At 76.7% G+C, this 23,014-nt stretch carries 1 protein-coding gene; it reads left to right on the top strand.

Features of this window, described 5'->3' with window-relative positions; all coding sequences use genetic code 11:
• The first annotated feature begins 23 nt into the window (after window positions 1-23).
• Entirely contained in the window at window positions 24-22,973 is a 22,950-nt protein-coding gene (locus ACQEVZ_RS51680) for a non-ribosomal peptide synthase/polyketide synthase (protein WP_433382868.1), read from the top strand.
• Window positions 22,974-23,014: the final 41 nt, after the last annotated feature.

The raw sequence follows: 23,014 nt of genomic DNA, 5'->3' as shown, positions 1-23,014 counted from the left end.
ATCACATAAAGGCAGGAACAACCGTGTCCACAGTGGACGTGCTGCGGCAGCTGGACGACTGGAACGACCCGACGGAGCCCGGCCACCGCAGCACCGTCGCAGCGGCGTTCACCGCCCAGGTCCGGCGGACCCCGGAGGCGCTCGCCCTCGTCGCGGGCGGCACCCGGCTCAGCTACGCCGAGCTCGGCGCCCGGGTCTTCCAGCTGGCCCGGTCGCTGCGCCGGCGGGGGCTCGCCGACGAGGAGGTCGTCGGCATCGCCGTGCCACGCTCCGCGGAGATGGTCGTCGGGGTCCTCGCCGCCATGGTCGCCGGCGGGGCGTTCGTGCCCGTCGACCCGTCCTGGCCGGCGGAGCGGCGCCGGCAGGTGCTCGCCGACGCGGGCGCCCGCATCGTCCTGGACACGGCCGCGTTCGAGGCCGGGTTCGCGGACGAGTCCCCGGAGCCGCTCGACCTGGACCTGGCGCCGGTCCGCCTCGCGTACGTCATCTTCACCTCGGGCTCGACGGGCCGCCCGAAGGGCGCGATGATCCGGCACGAGGCGATCTGCGAGCGGCTGCGCTGGCAGATCGAGGAGATCCTGCTGTTCGGGCCCGGCGACGCGAGCCTGTTCAAGGCGCCGCTCGCCTTCGACATCTCCGTCAACGAGATCCTGCTGCCGCTGGTGTCCGGCGGCACCGTCGTCGTCGCCGAGCCCGGCGGCGAACGCGACCCGCAGTACCTGCTCGACCTCATCGCGGCGGAGAAGGTCACGTTCGTGTACCTCGTCTCGTCCATGCTGGACGTGCTGCTGGAGATGGATCGGGGACACGGCCGCCTGTCGGGCCTCAAGCACGTCTGGTGCGGCGGGGAGGTGCTCACCCCGGAGCTGTTCGACCGGTTCCGCAACCAGCTCGGCACCACGCTGTACCACGGCTACGGCCCCGCCGAGGCGACGATCGGCGTCTCCCACGTCATCTACCGCGACGCCGCCGAACGCATCGCCACCTCCATCGGCCAGCCCAACCCGCACACCCAGCTCTACGTCCTGGACGACACGCTCACGCCGCTGCCGCCCGGCGAGACCGGCGAGCTGTACGCGGCCGGGTTCCTGCTCGGCCGCGGCTACGTCAACGCGCCCGGGCTCACCGCGGCCCGGTTCGTCGCCAACCCGTTCACCCCCGGCCGCCGCCTCTACCGGACCGGCGACCTGGCCCGGTGGACCCCGGACGGCAGCCTGGAGTTCGTCGGCCGCGCCGACAACCAGGTGAAGATCCGCGGCATGCGCCTGGAACTGGAGGAGGTCGAGGCGGTCCTCGCCGCGCACCCGTCGGTCCGGCACGCGGCCGTCGCCGTGCGGCGCAACGCGGCCGGCGCCGCCCACCTCGTCGGCTACGTCATCGCCCCGGCCTCCTCGCCGGCCGCGGACCTGCTCGCCTGGTGCTCCGAGCGGCTGCCCGAGCACGCGGTGCCGAGCGTGATCGTGCCGCTGGACGCGCTGCCGGTCAACGCCAACGGCAAGGTCGACCGGGCCGCGCTGCCCGCGCCGGCCCTGCCGGGCAGCGGCGGCGGGCGGGCGCCGGAGACCGCCATGGAGCGGGCGCTGTGCGACGTCTTCGCCGCCGTGCTCGGCGTGCCCGTCGCCGCCGACGACGACTTCTTCGCCCTCGGCGGGGACAGCATCGTCGCCATCGGCGTGGTCCGCGAGGCCCGCCGCGCCGGGATCGCGCTGCGTCCCCGCGACCTGCTCACCCACCGCACCCCGGCGGGCGTCGCCGCCGTCACGTCGGTCGCCGCCGCCGCGGCGCCGTCCACGGTGGAGCGTGCCGGCGCCGTCCCCGACACCCCGATCGTCGCGTGGCTGCGCGAGCACGGACCCGCTCTCGACGGCTTCTACCAGGCGGTCAGGCTCCACACCCCGCCCGGCCTCACCGTCGAGAACATCCAGCAGATGGTGGCGGCGCTGCTCGCCGCCCACGACGCGCTGCGGGCCCGCGTCGACGCCGCCGTCGGCCTCACCGTCGCGCCGTTCGACCCCGCCGCCGTGCCCGCGGTGGCGCCGGCCGGCACCCTGGAGGAGACCGTCGCCCGGCTCGACCCGCGCCGCGGCGTCATGGCCGCCTTCACCTGGGACGAGCAGGCCGGGCACCTGCTCGTGGCCGTGCACCACATCGTCGTCGACGGCGTCTCCCTGCGGGTCCTCGCCGAGGACCTCGGCGCCATGTGGGACGGCGGCACCTTCGCGCTGGAGCCCGCCGCCACGTCGCTGCGGCAGTGGGCCACCGCCCTGCACGGCGCCGCCCGCGACGGGAGGTTCGCCGCCGACGTCGCGTACTGGCAGCGCGCCGCCGCCGTCGCCGACCCGCCGCTGGGCCGCCGCCCGCTCGACCCGGCCCGCGACCTCGTCGGCACCGAGGAACGGCTGACCGTCGGCCTGTCCACCGCCACCACCGCGCGGCTGCTCGGCGCCGTGCCCGCCGCGATCCACGGCGGCGTCGACGACGCGCTCGTCACCGCCGCCGCCCTCGCCGTGCACCGCCGCCGCGGCGCGGCCGGGCCGGTGCTGCTGGAGCTGGAGGGGCACGGCCGGCAGGAGGACCTGCTTGAGGGCCCAGCCGGTGACCTCGACCTGTCCCGGACCTTCGGCTGGTTCACCACCCTCTACCCGGCCGTGGTCGACCCCGGCGACGGCACCGACCTCGGCGCGGCGGTGAAGGCCGTCAAGGACCAGCTGCGGGCGGTGCCGTCGCAGGGCCTCAGCCACGGCGTGCTGCACCACCTCGCCGGCCGGGCGGATCTCGCCGCGGCGCCGCAGGTGCTCGTGCACTACCTCGGCCGGTTCGGCGCCGGCGACGGCCGCCCCTGGACGCAGGTGTCCACCGTGGACGAGGACCGCGACCCGCGGATGCCGCTGCCCCGCGTCCTGGAGCTCAACGCGGTCACCCTCGACACGGCCGACGGGCCGGTGCTGTCCGCGACGTTCAGCTGGCCCGCCGGGGTCCTCGACCGGGCCGACGTGGAGGCGCTCGCCGGCCACTGGGCCGGGCTGCTCGACGCGATCGCCGCCGACCCCCGCGTCGCCGGGCACACGCCGTCGGACTTCCCCCTGCTCACGCTGGACCAGTCCGATGTGGACCGCTTCGACATCGGCGCGCTGCGGGACGTGCTGCCGCTGTCGCCGCTGCAGGCCGGGCTGTACTTCCACGCCACGTACACCACCGGCGCCGACCCCTACGTGGTGCAGCAGCGGGTCGAGCTCACCGGCCCTCTCGACGCCGACTGGCTGCGTGCCGCCGCGGACCGGCTCCTGGACCGGCACCCGAACCTCGCCGCCGCGTTCCGCCCCACCGCCGCCGGTGACGTCGTCGCCGTGCACGCCGGCGGCACCGCCGCGCCGTGGCGGACCGTCGAGGTCACCGACCCGCGGGACGGCCGTGAACTCGACGGGATCGCGGCCGTGGACCGGTCCCGGCCGTTCGACCTCGCTGAGCCGCCCGCGATGCGGTTCACCCTGGCCCGCCTCGCCGCCGACCGGCACGTGCTCATCCACACGATCCACCACATCGTCGCCGACGGCTGGTCGGTGCCGGTGATGTTCAACGACCTGCTCGCCCTGTACGCCGGCGCGCCGCTCCCACCGCCGGTGCCGTTCCGGGACTTCCTCGCCGCGCTCGGAACCCAGGCGCCCGACCTGACCGTCTGGGACCGCCTGCTGGACGGCGTCGCCGAGCCGACCCGGCTCCTCGGTGCGCTGCCGCCGACGCCTTCCGGTGACGGTCACGACGGGCACGGCCGCGTCACCCGCGAGCTGCCGGCCGCGCTCGCCGCGTCGGTGCGCGGGTTCGCGACCGCGCACGGTCTCACCGTCGGCAACGTGGTCGGCGGCGTCTGGGGCGTGCTGCTCGGCCGGCTCACCGGGCGGGCCGACGTCACGTTCGGCTCGACGGTCGCCGGCCGGAGCCTGGCCGTGCCCGGCATCGAACGCATCGCCGGCCTGCTCATCAACACCGTCCCGGCGCGGGTGCGGTGGGCGCCCGGCGAGCCGCTCGCCGCCGCCGTCGGCCGGTTCGCCGCCGACCAGCGCGAGACCATGGAACACGAGCACGCGCCGCTGACCGAGCTGCAGCGCCGGCTCGGCACCGGGGAGCTCTTCGACACCCTCGTCGTCGTCGAGAACTACCCGGACATCGAGGTGGCGGGCGGGGACCTGCGGGTCACCGGCATCGACGTCGTCGAGGCGCCGCACTACCCGGTCACCCTCATGGTGCGCCCCGGCGACCCGTTCACCGTCACCGTCACCCACGACCGGCGGCACGTCGACACCGCCACGGCACGGCGGCTGCTCGGCATGTACGAGACGCTGCTGGCCGCCCTGGACGGCACCTGCGCCGCGCCGCTCGCGAGCCGCGCCGCCGCTCCCGCGCTGCCCACGGTGCCCGCGGTGCACGACGGGACCGTGCTGGACCTCCTGACCTACCCCGGCGGCACGGCCGTCGTCTGCGGGGACCGGGAGCTGACCTACGCGGAGCTCGACCGGCGCTCCGGCCGGCTCGCGCACGCCCTCGCCGCCGCCGGGGTGCGCCGCGGCGACCTGGTCGCGGTCGCCGCGGCCCGCTCCGTGGACCTGCCCGTCGCGGTGCTGGGCGTCCTGCGGGCCGGCGCGGCCGTGCTGCCCGTGGATCCGGCGTACCCGGCGGCCCGCATCGAGCTGATGCTCCGCGAGGCGGCACCGGTCTGCGTCCTCACCGACGACGCGGCATCCGGCGGGCACGGGCTGCCGGTGCTGCGGATCGGCGCGGCGGTCGACGGGGCCACCGGGCACCTGCAGGTGCGCGGGCTCACCGGCGCCGACGCCGCCACCGTGCTGTTCACGTCGGGCTCGACCGGCGTGCCGAAGGCGGTCGTCGGCACCCACGCGGCGCTGGCCAACCGGCTCGCCTGGGCCCGGGACGCCTGGGGCGAGCGGTCCGGGCGGGTGCGGATCGCGAAGAGCTCGCTGAGCTTCGTCGACGGCACCACCGAGCTGCTCGGCGGGCTCGTCGCCGGCGCGACCGTCGTCCTCGCCGACGACGCCACCGCCGCCGACGGCGCCGCCCTCGGCCGGCTCGTCGAGCGCAGCGGCGCGACGCAGCTGCTGGCCGTGCCGAGCCTCGCCGCGGCCCTCGCCGACAGCGCCCCGTCCCGCGTCCGCGGGCTGCGCCGCTGGATCACCAGCGGCGAGGCGCTCACCCCGTCCGTCGTCCGGGCCCTCACGGCCGCGTCGCCCGGCGCCGAGATCGTCAACTCGTACGGCTCGTCCGAGGTCGCCGGCGACGTCCTCACCGCCGTCGTCACCGCCGCGGACCGGCCCGTCCCGCTCGGCACCGACGTCCCCGGCGTGCGGGTGCACCTGCTCGACGCGGCGCTGACCCTGGTGCCCGACGGCGCCGCCGGCGAGATCTACGTCGGTGGCGTGCAGAACGCCCGCGGCTACCTCGGCCGGCCCGGCATCACCGCCGGCCGGTTCGTCGCCGACCCGTTCGGCGCGCCGGGGGACCGGCTGTACCGCACCGGCGACCTCGGCCGCCGCGACACCGCCGGGCGGATCGAGTTCCTCGGCCGCGCCGACGACCAGGTGAAGATCAACGGGTTCCGGGTGGAGCTCGCCGAGGTCGAGGCGGCCCTCACCCGCCACCCCGGCGTCACCGGCGCGGCGGCCGTGGTCCGCGGCAGCACCCTCGCCGCGTACGTCGCCGGCACCGGCGTCGACCCGGCCGCCGTCCGCGACGCGCTGCGCGCCGAGCTGCCCGCGCACCTGGTCCCCGCGACCGTCACCGTCCTGGACGCGATCCCGCTGCTGCCCAACGGCAAGCGCGACCGCGCCGCGCTGCCGTCGCCGGTGGTGCCGCGCCGGCGGAGCGCCCAGGGCGGCGGCTCGCCGCGGGCGGTGCGGATCAGCGCCTGCTACACCGCCGTGCTCGGCACCGAGGCCGGGCCCGGCGACGACTTCTTCGCCCTCGGCGGCGACAGCATCGCCGCCATCCGCGTCATCAACCGCCTCGCGCAGGACGGGATCGTGCTCACCACCCGCGACATCTTCGACCACAGGACCCCGGGCGCCCTCGACGCGCACCTGTCCGCCGCGACCCCCGGCACCGCGGCGGCGGCGCAGGCGGACCCGGAGGCGGTCGGCCCGCTGCCGTTGCTGCCCGCCGCGGAGCGGCTCACCGACGTCCCCGACGGCGCGCCCGCCCGGGTCGCGCTGTTCGAGGCGCCGCCGGGGCTCACCGGACCCGTGCTCGAGCGCGCCCTGCAGGCCGTCCTCGACCACCACGACGGGCTGCGCCTGCGGATCACCCGGGAGTCCGGCCTGTTCCTCACCCTGGAGCTGACCGCCCCCGGGACCGTCGAGGCCCGCACCGTGCTGCGCCGCGCGCCCCTCGAGGCGGGCGCCGTGGACCGGGCGCTCGCCGCCCTCGACCCGGCGGCCCCGCTCACGGTCGTGTGGCTCGACGCCGGTGCCGGCACTGCCGGCACTGCCGGGCGGGTGCTGCTCGCAGGGCACCCCCTCGCCGCCGACGACGTGACCCTGACCCTGGTCGCGGACGACCTCGCCGCCGCGTGCGCCGCCATCGCCGACGGGCGCACCCCGCAGCCGGCGCCGGTCGGCACGCCGCTGCGCGCCCACGCCCGCGCCGCGCAGGAGGACGCAGGCCGCCCGGCCCGGGTCGCCGAGTTCGCGCACTGGCAGGACGTGCTCCGCCCCGCCGCTGATGTCGCGCCCGGTTTCCACGGCGCCGCGCCGGGAACCACGAGCCGGCACACCCGGGTCTTCGAAGGGACCCTCGCCGCGAAGCTGGCCGCCGCGCCGGAGCTCGCCGCGGTCGCCGCCCTCCGCGTCGCCGTCCAGGACCCCGCCGACCTCGTCGTCGAGGTCGAGCGCGCCGCCCGCCACCTGGTGCGGGTCGGCGCCGGCGAGGACCTCACCCGCACCGCCGGCCTGTGCGCCGCGGTCGTGCCCGTCCGCGTCGCGTCGGCCGCCGACGCCGAGGCCGCGCTGGTGCACGCCGCCGTCGCGCTCGGCGCCGCACCCGACGGCGGCGTCGGCTTCGGCCTGCTGCGCCACGGCAACCCGCGGGTCGGCCGCGCCCTCGAAGGCCTGGAACGCGCCGCCGAGCCGCGGATCCTCAGCCGCAGCTCCGGGTTCGGCGCCCCGGGCGGCTGGCCCAGGCTGCCGGTCGCCGCGTCCGCCGACCCGCTGCTCGGCACCCGGTACGCCATCCAGTGCGACCTCACGCTCACCGGCGACGGCCGGGTCGAGGCGACGCTCCAGCACGTGTCCGAGGTGGACGGTGCGGGCCTGGCCGAGCGGTGGTGGCGCGCACTGGAGGCGATGTCGCAGCAGGCGCAGCCCGCCACCGAGGTGTGGGACCTGTCGCCGCTGCAGCTCGGCGTGTACTACCAGGCGACGTTCGACCAGACCGCCAACACCTACATCGCGCAGAACGTGTTCGAGCTCGACCGGCGCGTCGACGTCGACGCGATGACGGCCGCGTTCGGCGCGCTGCTGCGCCGGCACCCCACGCTGCGGGCCGCGTTCGTCGGCGAGGGCGTCCCCGCCCCCGTCCAGGTCATCGCGCCCGCGGAGACGGTGCCGGCCGTGGTGTCCGTTGTGGACACCCCGGACGCCGCCGCGTTCGCCGCGCTGGCCGACCGGGACCAGATCGAGCCGTTCGACCTCGTGGCCCCGCCGCTGGTGCGCCTCACCGTCGCCCGCCGCCCCGGCGGCCGCGACGCGCTGCTGCTGACCAGCCACTTCCTGCTGTGGGACGGCTGGTCCCGGGAGCTGGTCCTGCGGGACCTGTTCGCCCTCTACGCGGGCCGCACCCCCGCGGCGCCCACGGCGTCGTTCACCGACTACCTGCGCTGGCTCACCACCCGCGACACGGCCGGGTCCGGCGCCGCGTGGCGCAACGCCCTCGCCGGGGTCACCGAGGCGACCCTGGTCGCGCCGGAGGCCGCCGGGCGCGCGCCGATGCTGTCGGAGCGGGTCCACGCCGTGCTGCCCGCCGACGTCACCGCCCGCCTCACCGAGCAGGCCCGGCGCGGCGGCGTCACCCTCAACTCGCTGCTCACCGCCGCGCTCGGCCTCGTCATCGGCTACGAGACCGGCCGCGCCGACGTCGTGCTCGGCACCACCGTCGCCGGCCGCCCGACCGAGCTGCCCGGCATCGACCAGGTCGTCGGCCTGTTCCTCAACACCGTGCCGGCGCGGGTCACCGCGGCCGCCGGCGCGACCGTGCTCGACCTCGCCCGCCGCGCCCAGGCCGACCGGCTCGACCTCGGCCCGCACGAATACCTGGGCCTCGGCGAGATCCAGCGGGCCGCCGGCCACGAGCAGCTCTTCGACTCCCTGTACGTGCTGCAGAACTTCCTCGCCGACGACACGTTCGCCGACCTGGAACGCGAGCAGGGCATCGCCGGCGTCGGGTACACCGACACCACCCACTACCCGCTCACCTGGGTGCTGACCCCGGGCGCGAACCTGCGGCTGAAGCTCGAGTACCGCCCCGACGTGTTCACCGGGGCCCGGGCCGCCGCCCTCGCCGACCGGCTCGTCCGGCTCCTCACGACCCTGGCCGGCGGGCTCGACGTCCGCGTCGGCTCCCTCGACCTGATGTCGCCCGGCGAGGCGGACGGGCTGCGGGCGGCGTGGCGGTCGACCGAGCACCCGATCGTCGACGCCACCATCGCCGACATGCTCGCCGAGCGGGCCGCGGCCTGCCCCGCCGACACCGCGCTCGTCGCCGCCGGCGAGACCCTCACCTACGCGCAGCTCGACGCCCGCGTGAACCAGACCGCGCGGCTGCTGCTCGACCGGGGTGCCGGGCCGGAGCGGATCGTCGCGCTCGCCCTGCCCCGCGGCATCGACATGGTCGTCGCGCTGTTCGCCGTGCTGCGGGCGGGTGCGGCATACCTGCCGCTGGAGCTCGACCACCCCGTCGACCGGCTCGCCGAGATCCTGCTCGACGCCCGCCCGGCGCTGCTCGTCGCGCTGCCCGGCACGCCCGTCGCGGCCCGGCACGACGGCGCCGTCGTCAGCCCTGCCGACGCGGCCGCGTTCCCGGCGGACCCGCCGCCGGCGACCGGCGACCCGCACCGCCTCGACCGGCCCGCCTACGTCATCTACACGTCCGGCTCGACGGGCAAGCCGAAGGGGGTCGTCACCCCGTACCGCGGCCTCACCAACATGCAGCTCAACCACCGCGCCGAGATCTTCGCCCCGGCGGTCGCCCGGGCCCGGGCCGCCGGCCGCGACCGGCTGCGGATCGCCCACACCGTGTCGTTCTCCTTCGACATGTCGTGGGAGGAGCTGCTGTGGCTCGTCGAGGGCCACGAGGTGCATGTCTGCGACGAGGAGCTGCGCCGCGACGCGGTCGCGCTCGTCGCCTACTGCCAGGCGCAGCGGGTCGACGTCATCAACGTGACCCCCACCTACGCCCACCACCTCTTCGACGAGGGGCTGCTCGACCCGGCCGGGCACCCGCCGTGCCTGGTCCTGCTCGGCGGCGAGGCCGTCTCCGACGCCGTCTGGTCGCGCCTGCGCACCACGGACGGCACGACCGGCTACAACCTGTACGGGCCCACCGAGTACACCATCAACACCCTCGGCGCGGGCACCGGGGACAGCGCGACGCCCACGGTCGGCCGCCCCATCTGGAACACCCGCGGCTACGTCCTCGACGCGTTCCTGCGGCCCGTCGTGCCGGGCACCATCGGCGAGCTGTACATCGCCGGCGCCGGCCTCGCCCGCGGCTACCTCAACGCCGGCGGGCTGAGCGCCGCCCGGTTCGTCGCCGACCCGTTCGCCGCCGGTGGCCGCATGTACCGCACCGGCGACCTCGTCCGCGAGCGCCCCGACGGGAACCTCGACTTCCTCGGCCGCAGCGACGACCAGGTGAAGATCCGCGGCTACCGGGTGGAGCTCGGCGAGGTCGAGGCCGCCGTCGCGGCGCTGCCGCGGGTCCGCCAGGCGGCCGTCGTGGCCCGCGCCGACGCGTCGGTGCCGGGCCTCAAGAAGCTCGCCGCCTACCTGGTGCCGGCGGGCGACGACACCGACCTCGCGAGCGCCGTGCGGGCGGCCCTGGCGGAGCGCCTGCCGTCCTACATGGTGCCGACCCTGTACGGCGTCGTGCCGTCCCTGCCGCTGACCGTCAACGGCAAGCTCGACGTCGCCGCCCTGCCCGAGCCGACCGCGCCCGGCGCCGCCACCGGTGCCGTGCGGGGCCCGCGCAACGACCGCGAACGCGTGCTGTGCGCGATCTACGCCGACGTGCTCGGCCTGCCCGCCGTCGGCGTCGACGAGGACTTCTTCGTCGCCGGCGGGGACAGCATCTCCTCGATCGCGGTCGCCGGCCGGGCCCGCCGCGAGGGCCTGCCCGTCACCCCGCGCGACATCTTCCGCCGCCGCACCGTCCAGGCGGTCGTCGCCGGCCTGCCCGCCACCACGGAGGTCGCCGCTGCCGCCGCCGACGACGCGGTCGGTGTCGTCGCGCTGACGCCGATGCTCGCCGAGACCCGCGCGGCGGCGACCCCGCTGACCGGGTTCTATCAGGCGATGACGTTCCGGACCCCGGCCGCGCTGACCCGGCCGGCGCTCGACGCCGTCCTGCGCGCGCTCGCCGACACCCACCACCTGCTGCGCGCCGTGGTCGACCGGGACTGGACGATCACCGTCCCGCCGGCCGGCCCGCCCGTGCCGGTGACCGAGAGCGCCGACCTCGACGCCGAGGCCGCCGCCGCACGCCTCGACCCGCACCGCGGCGTCATGCTGCAGGCCGTCTGGTCACCGGCGGCCCGGGAGCTGCTGCTGGTCGCGCACCACCTCGTCATCGACGGCGTGTCGTGGCGGATCATCGGCGCCGACCTGGCCCGCGCCTGGCAGGACGTGGCCGCCGGCCGGCCCGTGGCCCTCGACCCGGTGCCGGCGTCGTTCCGCGGCTGGTCCCGGCTCACCGCTGCGCGCGGCGACCGGTTCCAGGCCGAGCTCGGCCACTGGCGGGACGTCCTCGCGACCCCCGACCCGCTGCTGGGCTCCCGCCCGCTCGACCCCGCCGCCGACACCGGCGCGACGGTGCGGACGGTCACCGTGACCCTGCCGGCCGCCGACAGCTTCCTGTCCCGGGTGCCGGCCGCCATGCACGGCACGGTCAACGACGCCCTGCTCACCGCGTTCGCCCTCGCCGTCGGCGCCTGGCGGCCGACGCGTGCCGGCTCGGCGGTCCTGGTCAGCCTCGAAGGCCACGGCCGGGAGGGCGACGTCTACGACGCCGACGTCGACCTGTCCCGCACCGTCGGCTGGTTCACCGCCATCCACCCGGTGCGGCTCGACCCCGGCGCCGTCACGTGGGACGAGGTCCTCGCCGCCGGGCCCGCCCTCGCCGGCGCCGCCGGCGCGGTCAAGGAGCAGCTGCGGGCCGTGCCCGGCAAGGGGCTCGGCCACGGCGTCCTGCGCCACCTGCGGCAGGAGCTGACCGGCCCCGTGCCGCAGATCCTGTTCAACTACCTCGGCCGGTTCCCGGCCGGGTCCGCCGGCGACTGGGCGCCGACCGGGCCGCTGCGCGAAGGCGTCGACCCGGCGAACCCGGCGATGACCCTGGAGGTCAACGCGTTCGCCGCCGACGGCCCCGGCGGCACCACGTTCACCGCGGCGCTGTCCTACCCGTCGGGGCTCTTCACCGAGGCCGACGTGGCCGGGCTCGCGGACCGCTGGCTCGCCGCGCTCGCCGCCCTCGGCCGCTGCGAGGCCTTCGGCCACACCCCGTCGGACTTCCCCCTGCTGCGGCTCACGCAGGAGGACGTCGACGACCTCGCCGGCTTCGAGGACGTTCTGCCGCTGCTGCCGCTGCAGGAGGGCATGTACGTGCACCAGGCCATGGCCGAGCCCGGCGCCGACACCTACGTGGTGCAGCAGGTCGCCCGACTGACGGGCCCGGTCGACCCGGCGCGGCTGCGGGCCGCGGTCGAGGCGACCGTCCGCCGGCACGCCGCCCTGCGCGCGGGCTTCCGCGAGCTGCGCGACGGCCGGATCGTCCAGGCGGTCGCGCCGTCGGTCGAGGTGCCGTGGCGGGTCGTCGCCGGCGGCGACCTCGCGCTGGTCTGCGCGGAGGAGCTGGCCCGGCCGTTCGACCTGGCCCGGCCGCCCGCGCTGCGCTACACCCTGGTCTCGCTCGGCGACACCGACCACCGGCTCGTCGAGACGATGCACCACGTCCTCGCCGACGGCTGGTCCTACCCGCTGGTGTTCAGCGACATCGTCGCCGCCTACGAGACCGGCGCGGACCTCCCGGCGCCCGCGACCACGTTCCGCGACCACGTGGAGGCCGTCGCCGCCCGGGACCGGGACGCGGCCCGCGCCGTCTGGGCCCGCGCCCTCGACGGGGTCGCGCCGGCGCTGCTGTACCCGTCAGGCAGCCCCGTCGCCGCGCACGACAGCGTCCACAGCGCACTGTCCACCGAAGACACCGCGGCCCTGAACGCCGCGGTCCGCGCGCACGGCGTCACGCTCAGCACCGCCGTGCACGCCGCGTGGGGGCTGCTCCTCGGCCGGCTCCTCGGCCGGGACCGGGTCGTGTTCGGCTCGACCGTCTCCGGCCGCGGCGGCGAGCTGCCCGGCGTGGAGACGGTCGTCGGGCTGCTCATCAACACGCTGCCGCTGCCGCTGTCGTGGCGGCCCGGCGAGACCCTGGGCGCGGTCCTGACCCAGCTGCAGGACCTGCAGACCGAGGTGCTCGACGCGCAGCACGTCGGCCTCGCCGAGCTGGCCCGGCTCGCCGGCGTCCGGGAGCTGTTCGACTCGATGGTCGTCGTGGAGAACTTCCCGGCGGTCCGGGCGGGCGTGGACTCGCCGCTGCGGGTCGACGGGTTCACCGGCACCGACTCGCCGCACTACCCCCTCGCCCTGGTCGCGTTCCCCGGCGACGAGCTGACCCTGGAGGTCAAGTACGACGTCGCGCTCGTCGGCGCCGCCCGGGCCGCGGAGCTGCTGGCGATGGTCGAGGAGATCCTGCGCGGCGTCGTCACCGGCCTCGACCAGCCGATCGCCGCACCACCCGCGCGGGCAGGCGTGGACGGCACGTCGGCCGTCCCGCGCTCCACCGTGGACGGCACGCTCGCCGGGCCGTGGGCAGGCGTGGACCCGGCGGCGGTGGCGGTCGGCCACGGCGGCGACCACCTCACCTACGCCGAGCTCGACGCCCGCGCCAACCGCCTCGCCCGCGAGCTGATCGCCCGCGGGGTGCGGCCCGAGTCGCGGGTGGCGGTCGTGCTGCCCCGCGGCCTCGACCTGGTCGTCGCGCTGGTGGCCGTCGTCCGCGCCGGCGGCTGCTACGTCCCCGTCGACACGGGCGCGCCGGCGAGCCGCATCGCGTACATCCTCGCCGACGCCGCACCGGTGTGCCTGCTCACCGACGCGGCCACCGCCGCCGAGCTGCGCGGCGACGTCCCGGCGGTCCTCGTCGACGGGCCGCTGCCGGCCCACGACACCGGCCCTGTCACCGGCACGGGCCTCGCGCCGGACAACACGGCGTACATCATCTACACGTCCGGCTCGACCGGGCGGCCGAAGGGCGTCGCGGTCACCCACCGCAACGTGCTCACCCTGTTCGCCGCCGCCGAGGAGCTGTTCACGTTCGGCGCGGGCGACGTGTGGACGATGTTCCACTCCTACGCGTTCGACTTCTCCGTCTGGGAGCTGTGGGGCGCCCTGCTCTACGGCGGCCGGCTCGTCGTCGTCGACGGCGACGTCGCCCGCGACCCGCGCCGCTTCGCCGTGTTGCTGCGCGACGAGCGCGTCACCGTGCTCAACCAGACGCCGTCGGCGTTCTACCCGCTCATCTCGGAGGACACGACCGGCCTGGCGCTGCGCTACGTCGTCTTCGGCGGCGAGGCGCTCGACCCGTCGCGGTTGCGGCCGTGGTACGAGCGGCACGCCGACGACGCCCCGCGGCTGATCAACATGTACGGCATCACCGAGACCACGGTGCACGTGACGTTCCGCGCGCTGAGCCGGGCCGACGCGGCCGCCGGCAGCGTCATCGGGGATCCGCTGCCCAGTCTGCGCGCCCACGTCCTGGACGCCCGGCTGCGGCCCGTCCCGCCCGGCGTGACCGGCGAGCTGTACATCGCCGGCGACCAGCTCGCCCGCGGCTACCTCGACCGGCCCGGCCTGACCGCGTCCCGGTTCGTCGCCAACCCGTTCGGCCCCGGACGGCTGTACCGCAGCGGCGACCTCGCGATCCGGACCGCCTCCGGCGACCTGGTCTACGCCGGGCGCTCCGACCAGCAGGTGAAGGTCCGCGGCCACCGCGTCGAGCTCGGCGAGATCGAGGCGGCGATCCTCGACGTCGACGGCGTCACGAACACCGCCGTCAACCTGCACGACGGACGGCTCGTCGCCTACCTCGTCGGCTCCTCCATCGTGGACACCGAGCTCGTGCGGGCCTCGCTGGCGCAGCGGCTGCCGTCCTACATGGTGCCGGCGGCGTACGTGCGGCTGCCCGCATTGCCGCTCACCGTCAACGGCAAGCTCGACAGGGCCGCGCTGCCCGCGCCGACCGGCGAGCGGGCCGCACCCGTCGAGGTCGCCGCCGGCGAGTCCGACACCCAGCGGCAGCTGCGCGCGCTCGTCGCGGAGGTCGTCGGGCTGACCGAGGTCGGCGCCGACGAGGACTTCTTCACCGTCGGCGGCGACAGCATCATCGCCATCCAGCTGGCGAACCGGGCCCGCCGCGCCGGCCTGTCCATCAGCCCGCGCGACGTGTTCGTCCACCGCACCGCCGCCGCCCTCGCCGCGCAGCTGACGCCGGCCGCCACCACTGAGCAGGCGGCGCCGGTGACGGCGGCCGCCGCGGGCGACGGGGTCGGTGAGGTGCCGCTGCTGCCGATCGTGCAGCGCCTCGCCGAGCTGGGCGGCCGCATCCACCGGCACAACCAGGCCGACCTGCTCGTCACGCCCGCCGGGCTCACCCACGAGGACGTCACCGCGCTCGTCGACGGCCTGGTGCGCCGGCACGACGGGCTGCGCCTCCAGCTGCACCGCCCCTCGCCGATGCTGTGGTCCCTGGAGGCCCGCCCGTCCGCCGCGGTGTCCACGGTGGACGTCCGGCGGGTCGGCGCGGCCGGGCTCGCCGACGCCGCGCTCCGCGAGCTGGTCGGGGTCGAGTCCGACGCGGCCACCGGCCGGCTCGACCCCGACGCCGGCGAGGTCCTGCAGGCCGTCTGGTTCGACCGCGGGCCGGGGGAGCGCGGCCGGCTGCTGCTCGTCGCCCACCACCTCGTCGTCGACGGCGTGTCCTGGCGGATCCTCACCGAGGACCTCCGCGACGGCCTCGCCGCCGGCCCGGTGACGGGCACCTCGCTGCGCGCGTACGCCCGGCTGCTGCAGGAGCAGGCCGGCCAGGCGGCGCGGCTCGGCGAGTTCGAGCACTGGGCCGCGACCCTCGCCCCCGGCGGCGAGCTCGACCCCGCGAAGCACACCATCGGGCTCACGGCCGGCCAGACCCGCGACCACGACCTCGTCCTCCCGCCGGACGTCACCGGGCCGCTGCTCGGCGTGGCCGGCGCCGACGTCACCACCGCGCTGGTCGCGACGCTGGGGGCGGCGGTCGCCCGCTGGCGGTCCGCGCGCGGCGGCGACCCGTCCGCGCCGCTCACCGTCGACCTGGAGCGGCACGGCCGGGAGGAGCTCGACGGCACCGACCTGTCGCGGACCGTCGGCTGGTTCACGGCGATCGCACCCGTGCGCCTGCCGGCCGTGCCGGACGCGCACCAGGCAGTGGCGGAGGCGCGCCGGCTGGTGACGGCCGCGCCGGACAACGGGCTCGGGTTCGGGCTGCTGCGCTACGCCAACGCCCGCACCGCCCCGGCGCTCGCGCGGCTCGGCACGCCGCAGGTGCTGTTCAACTACCTCGGCCGGTTCGCCGCGCCGTCCGACGCGGACTGGGACACCGCCCCGGAGGCGGACGCGCTGCGGACCGCGTCCGACCCGGACCTCGGCACGCCGTATCTGCTGGAGGTCAACGTCGCCGTCCGCACCACGCCGGACGGCCCGGAGCTGCGGGCCGTGCTCACCTACGCCGACGAGGGCCTGGACATCCCCGGCCTCGCCGCGCACTGGGCCGGCGTGCTGCGGGAGCTGGGCGCGCCCACGGAGGAGGTGTGGCCGCTGTCGCCGCTGCAGGAGGGCCTGTACGTGCAGGCGGGCCTCGCCGGCGACGCCGACGTCTACATCGCGCAGAACGCGTTCGACTTCACCGGCCGCCTCGACCGCGACCGCCTCGCCGCCGCCTGGACCCGCGTCCTGGAGCGGCACCCGGCGATCCGGCTCGGCTTCACCGTCTCGGGCACCCGGCCCGTCGGCGTCCTCGGCGCCGCCCTGCGCGGCGAGGTCGGGGTCGTGGAGGCCGCCGGCGACCTCGAGGCCGTCATGGCCGAGGACCGGACCCGGCCGTTCGACCTGACCGCGCCGCCCCTGGCGAGGCTCACGATCGTGCGCCGGCCCGACGGCACCGACCGGCTGCTGTTCACCTACCACCTGCTGCTGTGGGACGGCTGGTCCCGCGAACTCGTGCTGCGGGACCTGTTCGCCCACTACGCCGGGCAGACCCCGGCGCCACCGGCCGGCCGGTTCACCGACTACCTCGACTGGGTCGCCGCCCAGGACGCCGACGCCTCCGCGAAGGCGTGGGCGGACGCGCTGCGGGGCCTCGACGAGCCGACCGTGCTCTACCCGGCCGCCGCCGGCACCCGGCCGGTCCTCGCGACCAGCATCGCCCGGCAGCTCACCGAGGAGCAGACGGCCCGCCTCACCGCGCAGGCCCGCGCGGAGGGCGTCACGCTCAACGCCGTGCTCAGCACCGCGCTCGGCGTCGTCCTCGCCCACGCCGCCGGCCGCAACGAGGCCGTCTTCGGCACCACGGTCGCCGGCCGCCCGACCGAGCTCGACGGCATCGACGAGGTCGTCGGCGTCTTCCTCAACACCGTCCCCGCCCGGGTCACCCTGACCCCCGGCGAGGCGGCCCGCGACGTGCTGCGCCGCGTGCAGGCCGACCGGATCGACCTGATGCCGCACGAGTACCTCGGCCTCGGCGAGATCCAGCGGGCCGCCGGCCGCTCGACGCTCTTCGACAGCCTGTACGTGCTGCAGAACTTCCTCGACGACGACACGTTCACCGACCTGGAGACCGAGCACGGGATCGTCGGCGTCACCGCGGTCGACGCCACCCACTACCCGCTCACCTGGGTCGCCACGCCCGGGAAGCGGCTGCGGATCCGCCTCGAGTTCCGCGCCGACGTCGTCCCGCCCGCGGACGCCGACGCGCTGCTCGACCGGCTCCAGCGGGTCCTGCTGGCGCTCGCCGACGACGTCACCGGGCCGGTCGCCGCGCTGCCCGTCGCGGACCCGGCCGTGCTGGAAGGCGTCCAGGGGGAGATCCTGCCGGAGACGATCGCCGAGCTGATGGCGGCGCAGGCGGCGCGCACCCCGGACGCGCCCGCGCTCACGTCCGGCGCGACCACCGTCACCTACGCCGACCTCGACGCCCGCGTCAACCGGCTCGCCCGGCACCTGCTGCGTCTCGGCGCCGGCCCGGAGCGGGTCGTCGCGCTCGCGCTGCCCCGGTCGATCGACATGGTCGTCGCGCTGTTCGCCGTGCTGCGCACCGGCTCCGCCTACCTGCCGCTGGAGCTCGACCACCCCGACGAGCGGCTGCGGGTGATGCTCGACGACGCCCGCCCGTCGCTGGTCCTGACCGCCGGCCGCCTCGACGGCGTCCGCCTCGACGAGCTGGACCTGTCCGGCGAGTCCGGCGCCCCGCTCACCGGCGCGGAGCTCGGCGCGTTCGCGCCCGGCACCCCCGGCCGCCTGCACCATCCCGCGTACGTCATCTACACGTCCGGCTCGACCGGGCGGCCGAAGGGCGTCGTCACCCCGTACCTGGGGCTGACGAACATGCAGCAGAACCACCGGCAGGCCATCTTCGCCCCGACGATCGCCGCGCACGGCGGCCGCACCCTCACCATCGCCCACACCGTGTCGTTCTCCTTCGACATGTCGTGGGAGGAGCTGCTGTGGCTCGTCGAGGGCCACCACGTGCACGTGTGCGACGAGCACCTGCGCCGCGACGCCGTCGCCCTCGCCGGGTACTGCGCCCGGCACCGCGTCGACGTCGTCAACGTCACCCCGACCTACGCCCAGCACCTGCTCGACGCGGGCCTCCTCGACGGGCCGCACCAGCCGGCGCTGGTCCTGCTCGGCGGCGAGCACGTCCCCGAAGGGCTGTGGGCGACGCTCCGCGACACCGCCGGGGTGCTCGGCTACAACCTGTACGGGCCCACCGAGTACACCATCAACACCCTCGGCGGCGGCACCACCGACAGCGCGACGTCCACCGTGGGCACCCCCATCTGGAACACCCGCGGCTACGTGCTGGACGGCTGGCTGCGGCCAGTGCCGCCCGGCGTCCCCGGCGAGCTGTACATCACCGGCGCCGGTCTCGCCCGCGGCTACCTCAACCGGCCCGCGCTCACCGCCGACCGGTTCGTCGCCGACCCGTTCGTGGCCGGCGGGCGCATGTACCGCACCGGCGACCTCGTCCGGCTCCGCGCCGACGGGCTGCTGGACTTCCTCGGCCGCACCGACGACCAGGTGAAGATCCGCGGCTACCGGATCGAGCTGGGCGAGGTGCAGGCGGCGATCGCCGCGCAGCCCGGCGTGCGGCAGGCCGCCGTCCTCGCGGTCGCCGACGGATCGGGGGGCAAGCGCCTCGTCGCGTACGTCGTGTCCACTCCGGAGGGTCTGGACGTGGCGGCGCTGCACGCGGCGTTGAAGGCGACGATGCCCGCCTACATGGTCCCCGCCGCGTACGCCGTCGTGCCCGCGCTGCCGCTGACCGTCAACGGCAAGCTCGACGCGGCCGCGCTGCCCGAGCCGCGGCCCGTCGCCACCGCCGGGCGCGCCGCCGCCACCGACACCGAACGGCTGCTGTGCACCGTCTTCGGCGAGGTGCTCGGCATCGACGGCTACGGCGTCGAGGACGACTTCTTCGACCGCGGCGGCCACTCGCTCATCGCGATGCGCCTCCTCGGCCGGCTGCGTGCCGAGCTCGCCACGGACCTGCCGCTGCGGGCGCTCTTCGACGCGCCCACCCCCGAACGGCTCGCGCTGCTGCTCACGTCGGCCGGCGCCACCGCCCGTCCGGCGCTGACCCGGCGCCCGCGCCCCGAACGGATCCCGCTGTCGCCGGCCCAGGAGCGGCTCCTCCTGCTGCACCACCTCGACCCCGCCTCGACGGCGTACAACTACCCCCTGGTCATGCGGCTGCGGGGCGGCGTCGACGTCGCGGTGCTGCGGGCCGCCCTCGCGGACGTCACCGCCCGGCACGAGGTGCTGCGGACCCTGGTGACCCTCGACGGGCAGCACGTGCTCGAGGCCGTCGATGTCCCGGTGCACGACCGGCTCGACGCGGCCCTGTCGGCCCCGTTCGACCTGGCGGCCGAGGCGCCGATCCGGGCCGCGGTCGTCGCCGAGCCCGGCGGCGACACGCTCCTCGCCCTGGTCCTGCACCACATCGCGATGGACGAGTGGTCGGACCAGCCGCTGCTGCGGGACCTGACCACCGCCTATACGGCCCGTCTGGCCGGCCGGGCTCCACAGTGGACGCCGCTGCCGGTGCAGTACGCCGACTACGCCGCCTGGCAGGCCGACCTGCTCGGCGACCCCCTGGACCAGGCCAGCGGCCACGCCACGGCCCGTCGGTTCTGGCTGGGGCAGCTGCATGGCCTGCCGGAGGAGATCCCGCTGCCCGGCGCGCTGCCGCGGACCGTCCCCGGCCCCGCCGGGCAGGTCGGCGCGACGCTGCCCGCCGCCCTCGTCGCCCGGCTGCGCGCCGTCGCCGGGGAACAGCAGGCCAGCCTGTTCATGGCCCTGCACGCCGGCCTCGCGGTCCTACTGTCCCGGCTCGGCGCCGGGGAGGACGTGCCGATCGGCACGCCCACGTCCGGCCGTGGCGACCCTGCGCTCGCCGACCTCGTCGGGTTCTTCGTCAACACCGTCGTGCTGCGCACCGACCTGACCGGCGCGCCGACGTTCACGCAGCTGCTGCGGCGGGTCCGCGCCGCCGACCTCGCCGCGTTCGAGCACGCGGAGCTGCCGTTCCAGCAGGTCGTCGAGGCCGTCAACCCGCCGCGGGCGGCCGGCCGCAACCCGCTGTTCCAGGTGATGATCGGCTACCACCACCGGCCCGCCGACTCCGTCGCCGGCGGCACCGTCCTCGGGCTGCCGCTCGGCCCGGAGCCGGAGTTCGCCGCCGACCCGAAGGTCGACGTCAACGTCACCTTCGTCGACGCGGGGGAGACCGTCGCCGTCACCGTCGAATACGACACGGCCCGCTTCACCGCCGCCACCGCGTCGCGGCTGACCTCGCGCCTCGTCGGGCTCCTCACCGACCTGGCCGCGCATCCCGACGCGCCCGTCCGCGACGCGGCGCTCCTCGCGGCGGACGACGAGACCGACCTGGCCGCGTGGCGGGACGGCGGGCCGCTGCCGCCGACGGGCTCGTGGGTCGCGGCGTTCCGCGGCCACGCCGCCCGCGCCCCCCACACCGACGCCCTCGTCAGCGGCGGCCGTACGTGGAGCTACGCCGAGCTCGACGCGGCCTCCGACCGGCTCGCCGCGGCGCTGGCCGCGCGGGGTGCCGGGCCTGAGCGGCTGGTCGGGATCTCGCTGCCGCGCACCGCGGACCTGGTCGTCGCGCTGCTCGCCGTGCACAAGGCCGGCGCGGCGTACCTGCCGCTGGACCCGGCGTTCCCGGCCGAGCGCCTCGCGTACATGGTGCAGGACGCCGGACCCGTCGTGGTGCTGACCCCGGACACCACGCTGCCCCCGGCGGAGCCCGCGGGCCTGCCGCACGCGGAGCCCGGGAACGCGGCGTACGTCATCTACACCTCGGGGTCGACCGGCCGGCCGAAGGGTGTCGTGGTCACCCACCGCGACCTCGACGCGTTCCTCGCCGCGATGGACTCGGCGGTGCCGATGACGGCCGCGGACCGTCTGCTCGCCGTCACCACGCTGTCGTTCGACATCTCCGTCCTGGAGCTGATGCAGCCGCTGCGCACCGGCGGCTGCATCGTGCTGGCGTCGGGCGAGGAGGTCCGCGACCCGGCCCTGCTCGCGCCGCTCGCCGCGGCGGCGACCGTCATGCAGGCGACGCCGTCGCTGTGGGCGGCGCTGCTGGAGGCGTCCGATGTGGACCTCACCGGCGTGCGGGCCCTCGTCGGCGGCGAGGCGCTGCCGCCGTCCCTGGCGGACCAGCTGCGCCGGCGGACCCGTTCGGTGACGAACCTGTACGGGCCGACCGAGGTCACCGTGTGGGCGACCGTGTCCGCCGTCGGGGAGGGCCGGCCCACCATCGGCGGGCCGCTGCCCGGCACGACCGCGCACGTCCTGGACGCCGCCCTTCGGCCGGTGCCGCCGGGCGTCGCCGGCGAGCTGTACCTCGGCGGCGCGCAGGTGACCCGCGGCTACCTCGGTCGCGCGGCGCTGACCGCCTCCCGGTTCGTCGCCGCCGCCGGCGGGGCCCGCCTGTACCGCACCGGCGACCTCGTCCGGTGGCTGCCCGGCGGCGACCTCGAGTTCCTCGGCCGCACCGACTTCCAGGTGAAGGTCCGCGGGCACCGCATCGAGCTCGGCGAGATCGAGGCCGCCCTCGCCGCGCACCCGGCGGTGACCCGCGCGGTCGTCGTCGCCCGTGACGACCGGCTCGTCGGATACGTGACCACCGACGGCACCGACCCCGGCGACCTGGGGCGGCACCTGGCCGAGCGGCTGCCCGCGTACATGGTGCCGGCCGCGTTCGTGGTGCTGGACGCGGTACCGCAGACACCCAACGGCAAGGTCGACCGGGTGGCGCTGCCCGCGCCCGACTTCACCGCCACCACCACGGTGGACCGCCCGCGCAGCAGGACCGAGGCGCGGCTGTGCGCGCTCGTCGGCGAGGTGCTCGGGGTGGCGCGGGTCGGCGTCACCGACGACTTCTTCGCCCTCGGCGCGCACTCGCTGCTGCTCGTCAGGCTCGCCGCGGCCGTCCGCCGCGAGCTCGGTGCCGACGTGCCGGTCGCCGACCTGTTCACGGCGCCGACCGTGGAGGGCCTCGCCCGCCGGCTCGCCGGCGACCTGCCACCCGGTGACGCCCTCGCGCCGGTCGTCACGCTGCACCCCGGCGCCGGGCGGCCGCCGCTGTTCTGCCTGCCGCCGGCGAGCGGTCTCGTCTGGCAGTTCGCGGGGCTGAAGCGGCACTTGCCGGCGGACGTGCCGCTCATCGGGCTGCAGTCGCCGCGCCTGAGCCGGACCACCGGCCTGCCGTCCACACTGGACGAGCTCGCCGCGGAGCTCGCCGGCCGGGTGCTCGAGCACGCGCCGGACGGCCCGGTGCGGCTGCTCGGCTGGTCGTTCGGCGGCGCCGTCGCGCACGCCGTCGCCCGGCTGCTCGTCGCGGCCGGCCGGTCGGTGACGTTCGTCGGCATGCTCGACTCGCGCGTCACGCTGCCGGTCGTCGGGGGGGAGTGGGACGGGCCGGCCGCGATCGCCGCGCTGCTGCAGGAGCTGGGCTACGACGTGCCGGCCACCTCGGTGCCGACGGTGCGGGACGCGGTGTGGTTCGTGCGGGCCGCCGGCGGTGGCGTGGCCGCCCTCACCGACGAGCAGATCGTCCGGGTCGTGGAGAACTACCTCGACAGCGACCGGATGATGGCCGGCGCGCGGCCCGGCGTCCTCGCCGCGGACGTGCTCTTCGTCGACGCGACCGTGCCGGAGCCCGGCTTCACGGGGACGGCGTCGGACGGGTGGCGGTCCCTTGTGGACGGCCGGCTGACGGCGGTCGGGCTCGCCTGCGGGCACTCGGAGCTGCTCGACCCGGCGGTGCTGGAGCAGCTGGGGCCGCTGGTGGCCGAGGCGCTCTGACCGCAGACAAAGAGGGGCGGCGCCACGACGGCGCCGCCCCT

The sequence above is a fragment of the Dactylosporangium sp. CA-152071 genome, assembly GCF_050936335.1.
GTDB lineage: Bacteria > Actinomycetota > Actinomycetes > Mycobacteriales > Micromonosporaceae > Dactylosporangium > Dactylosporangium maewongense.
This window is presented reverse-complemented; position numbering and strand designations above follow the sequence as displayed.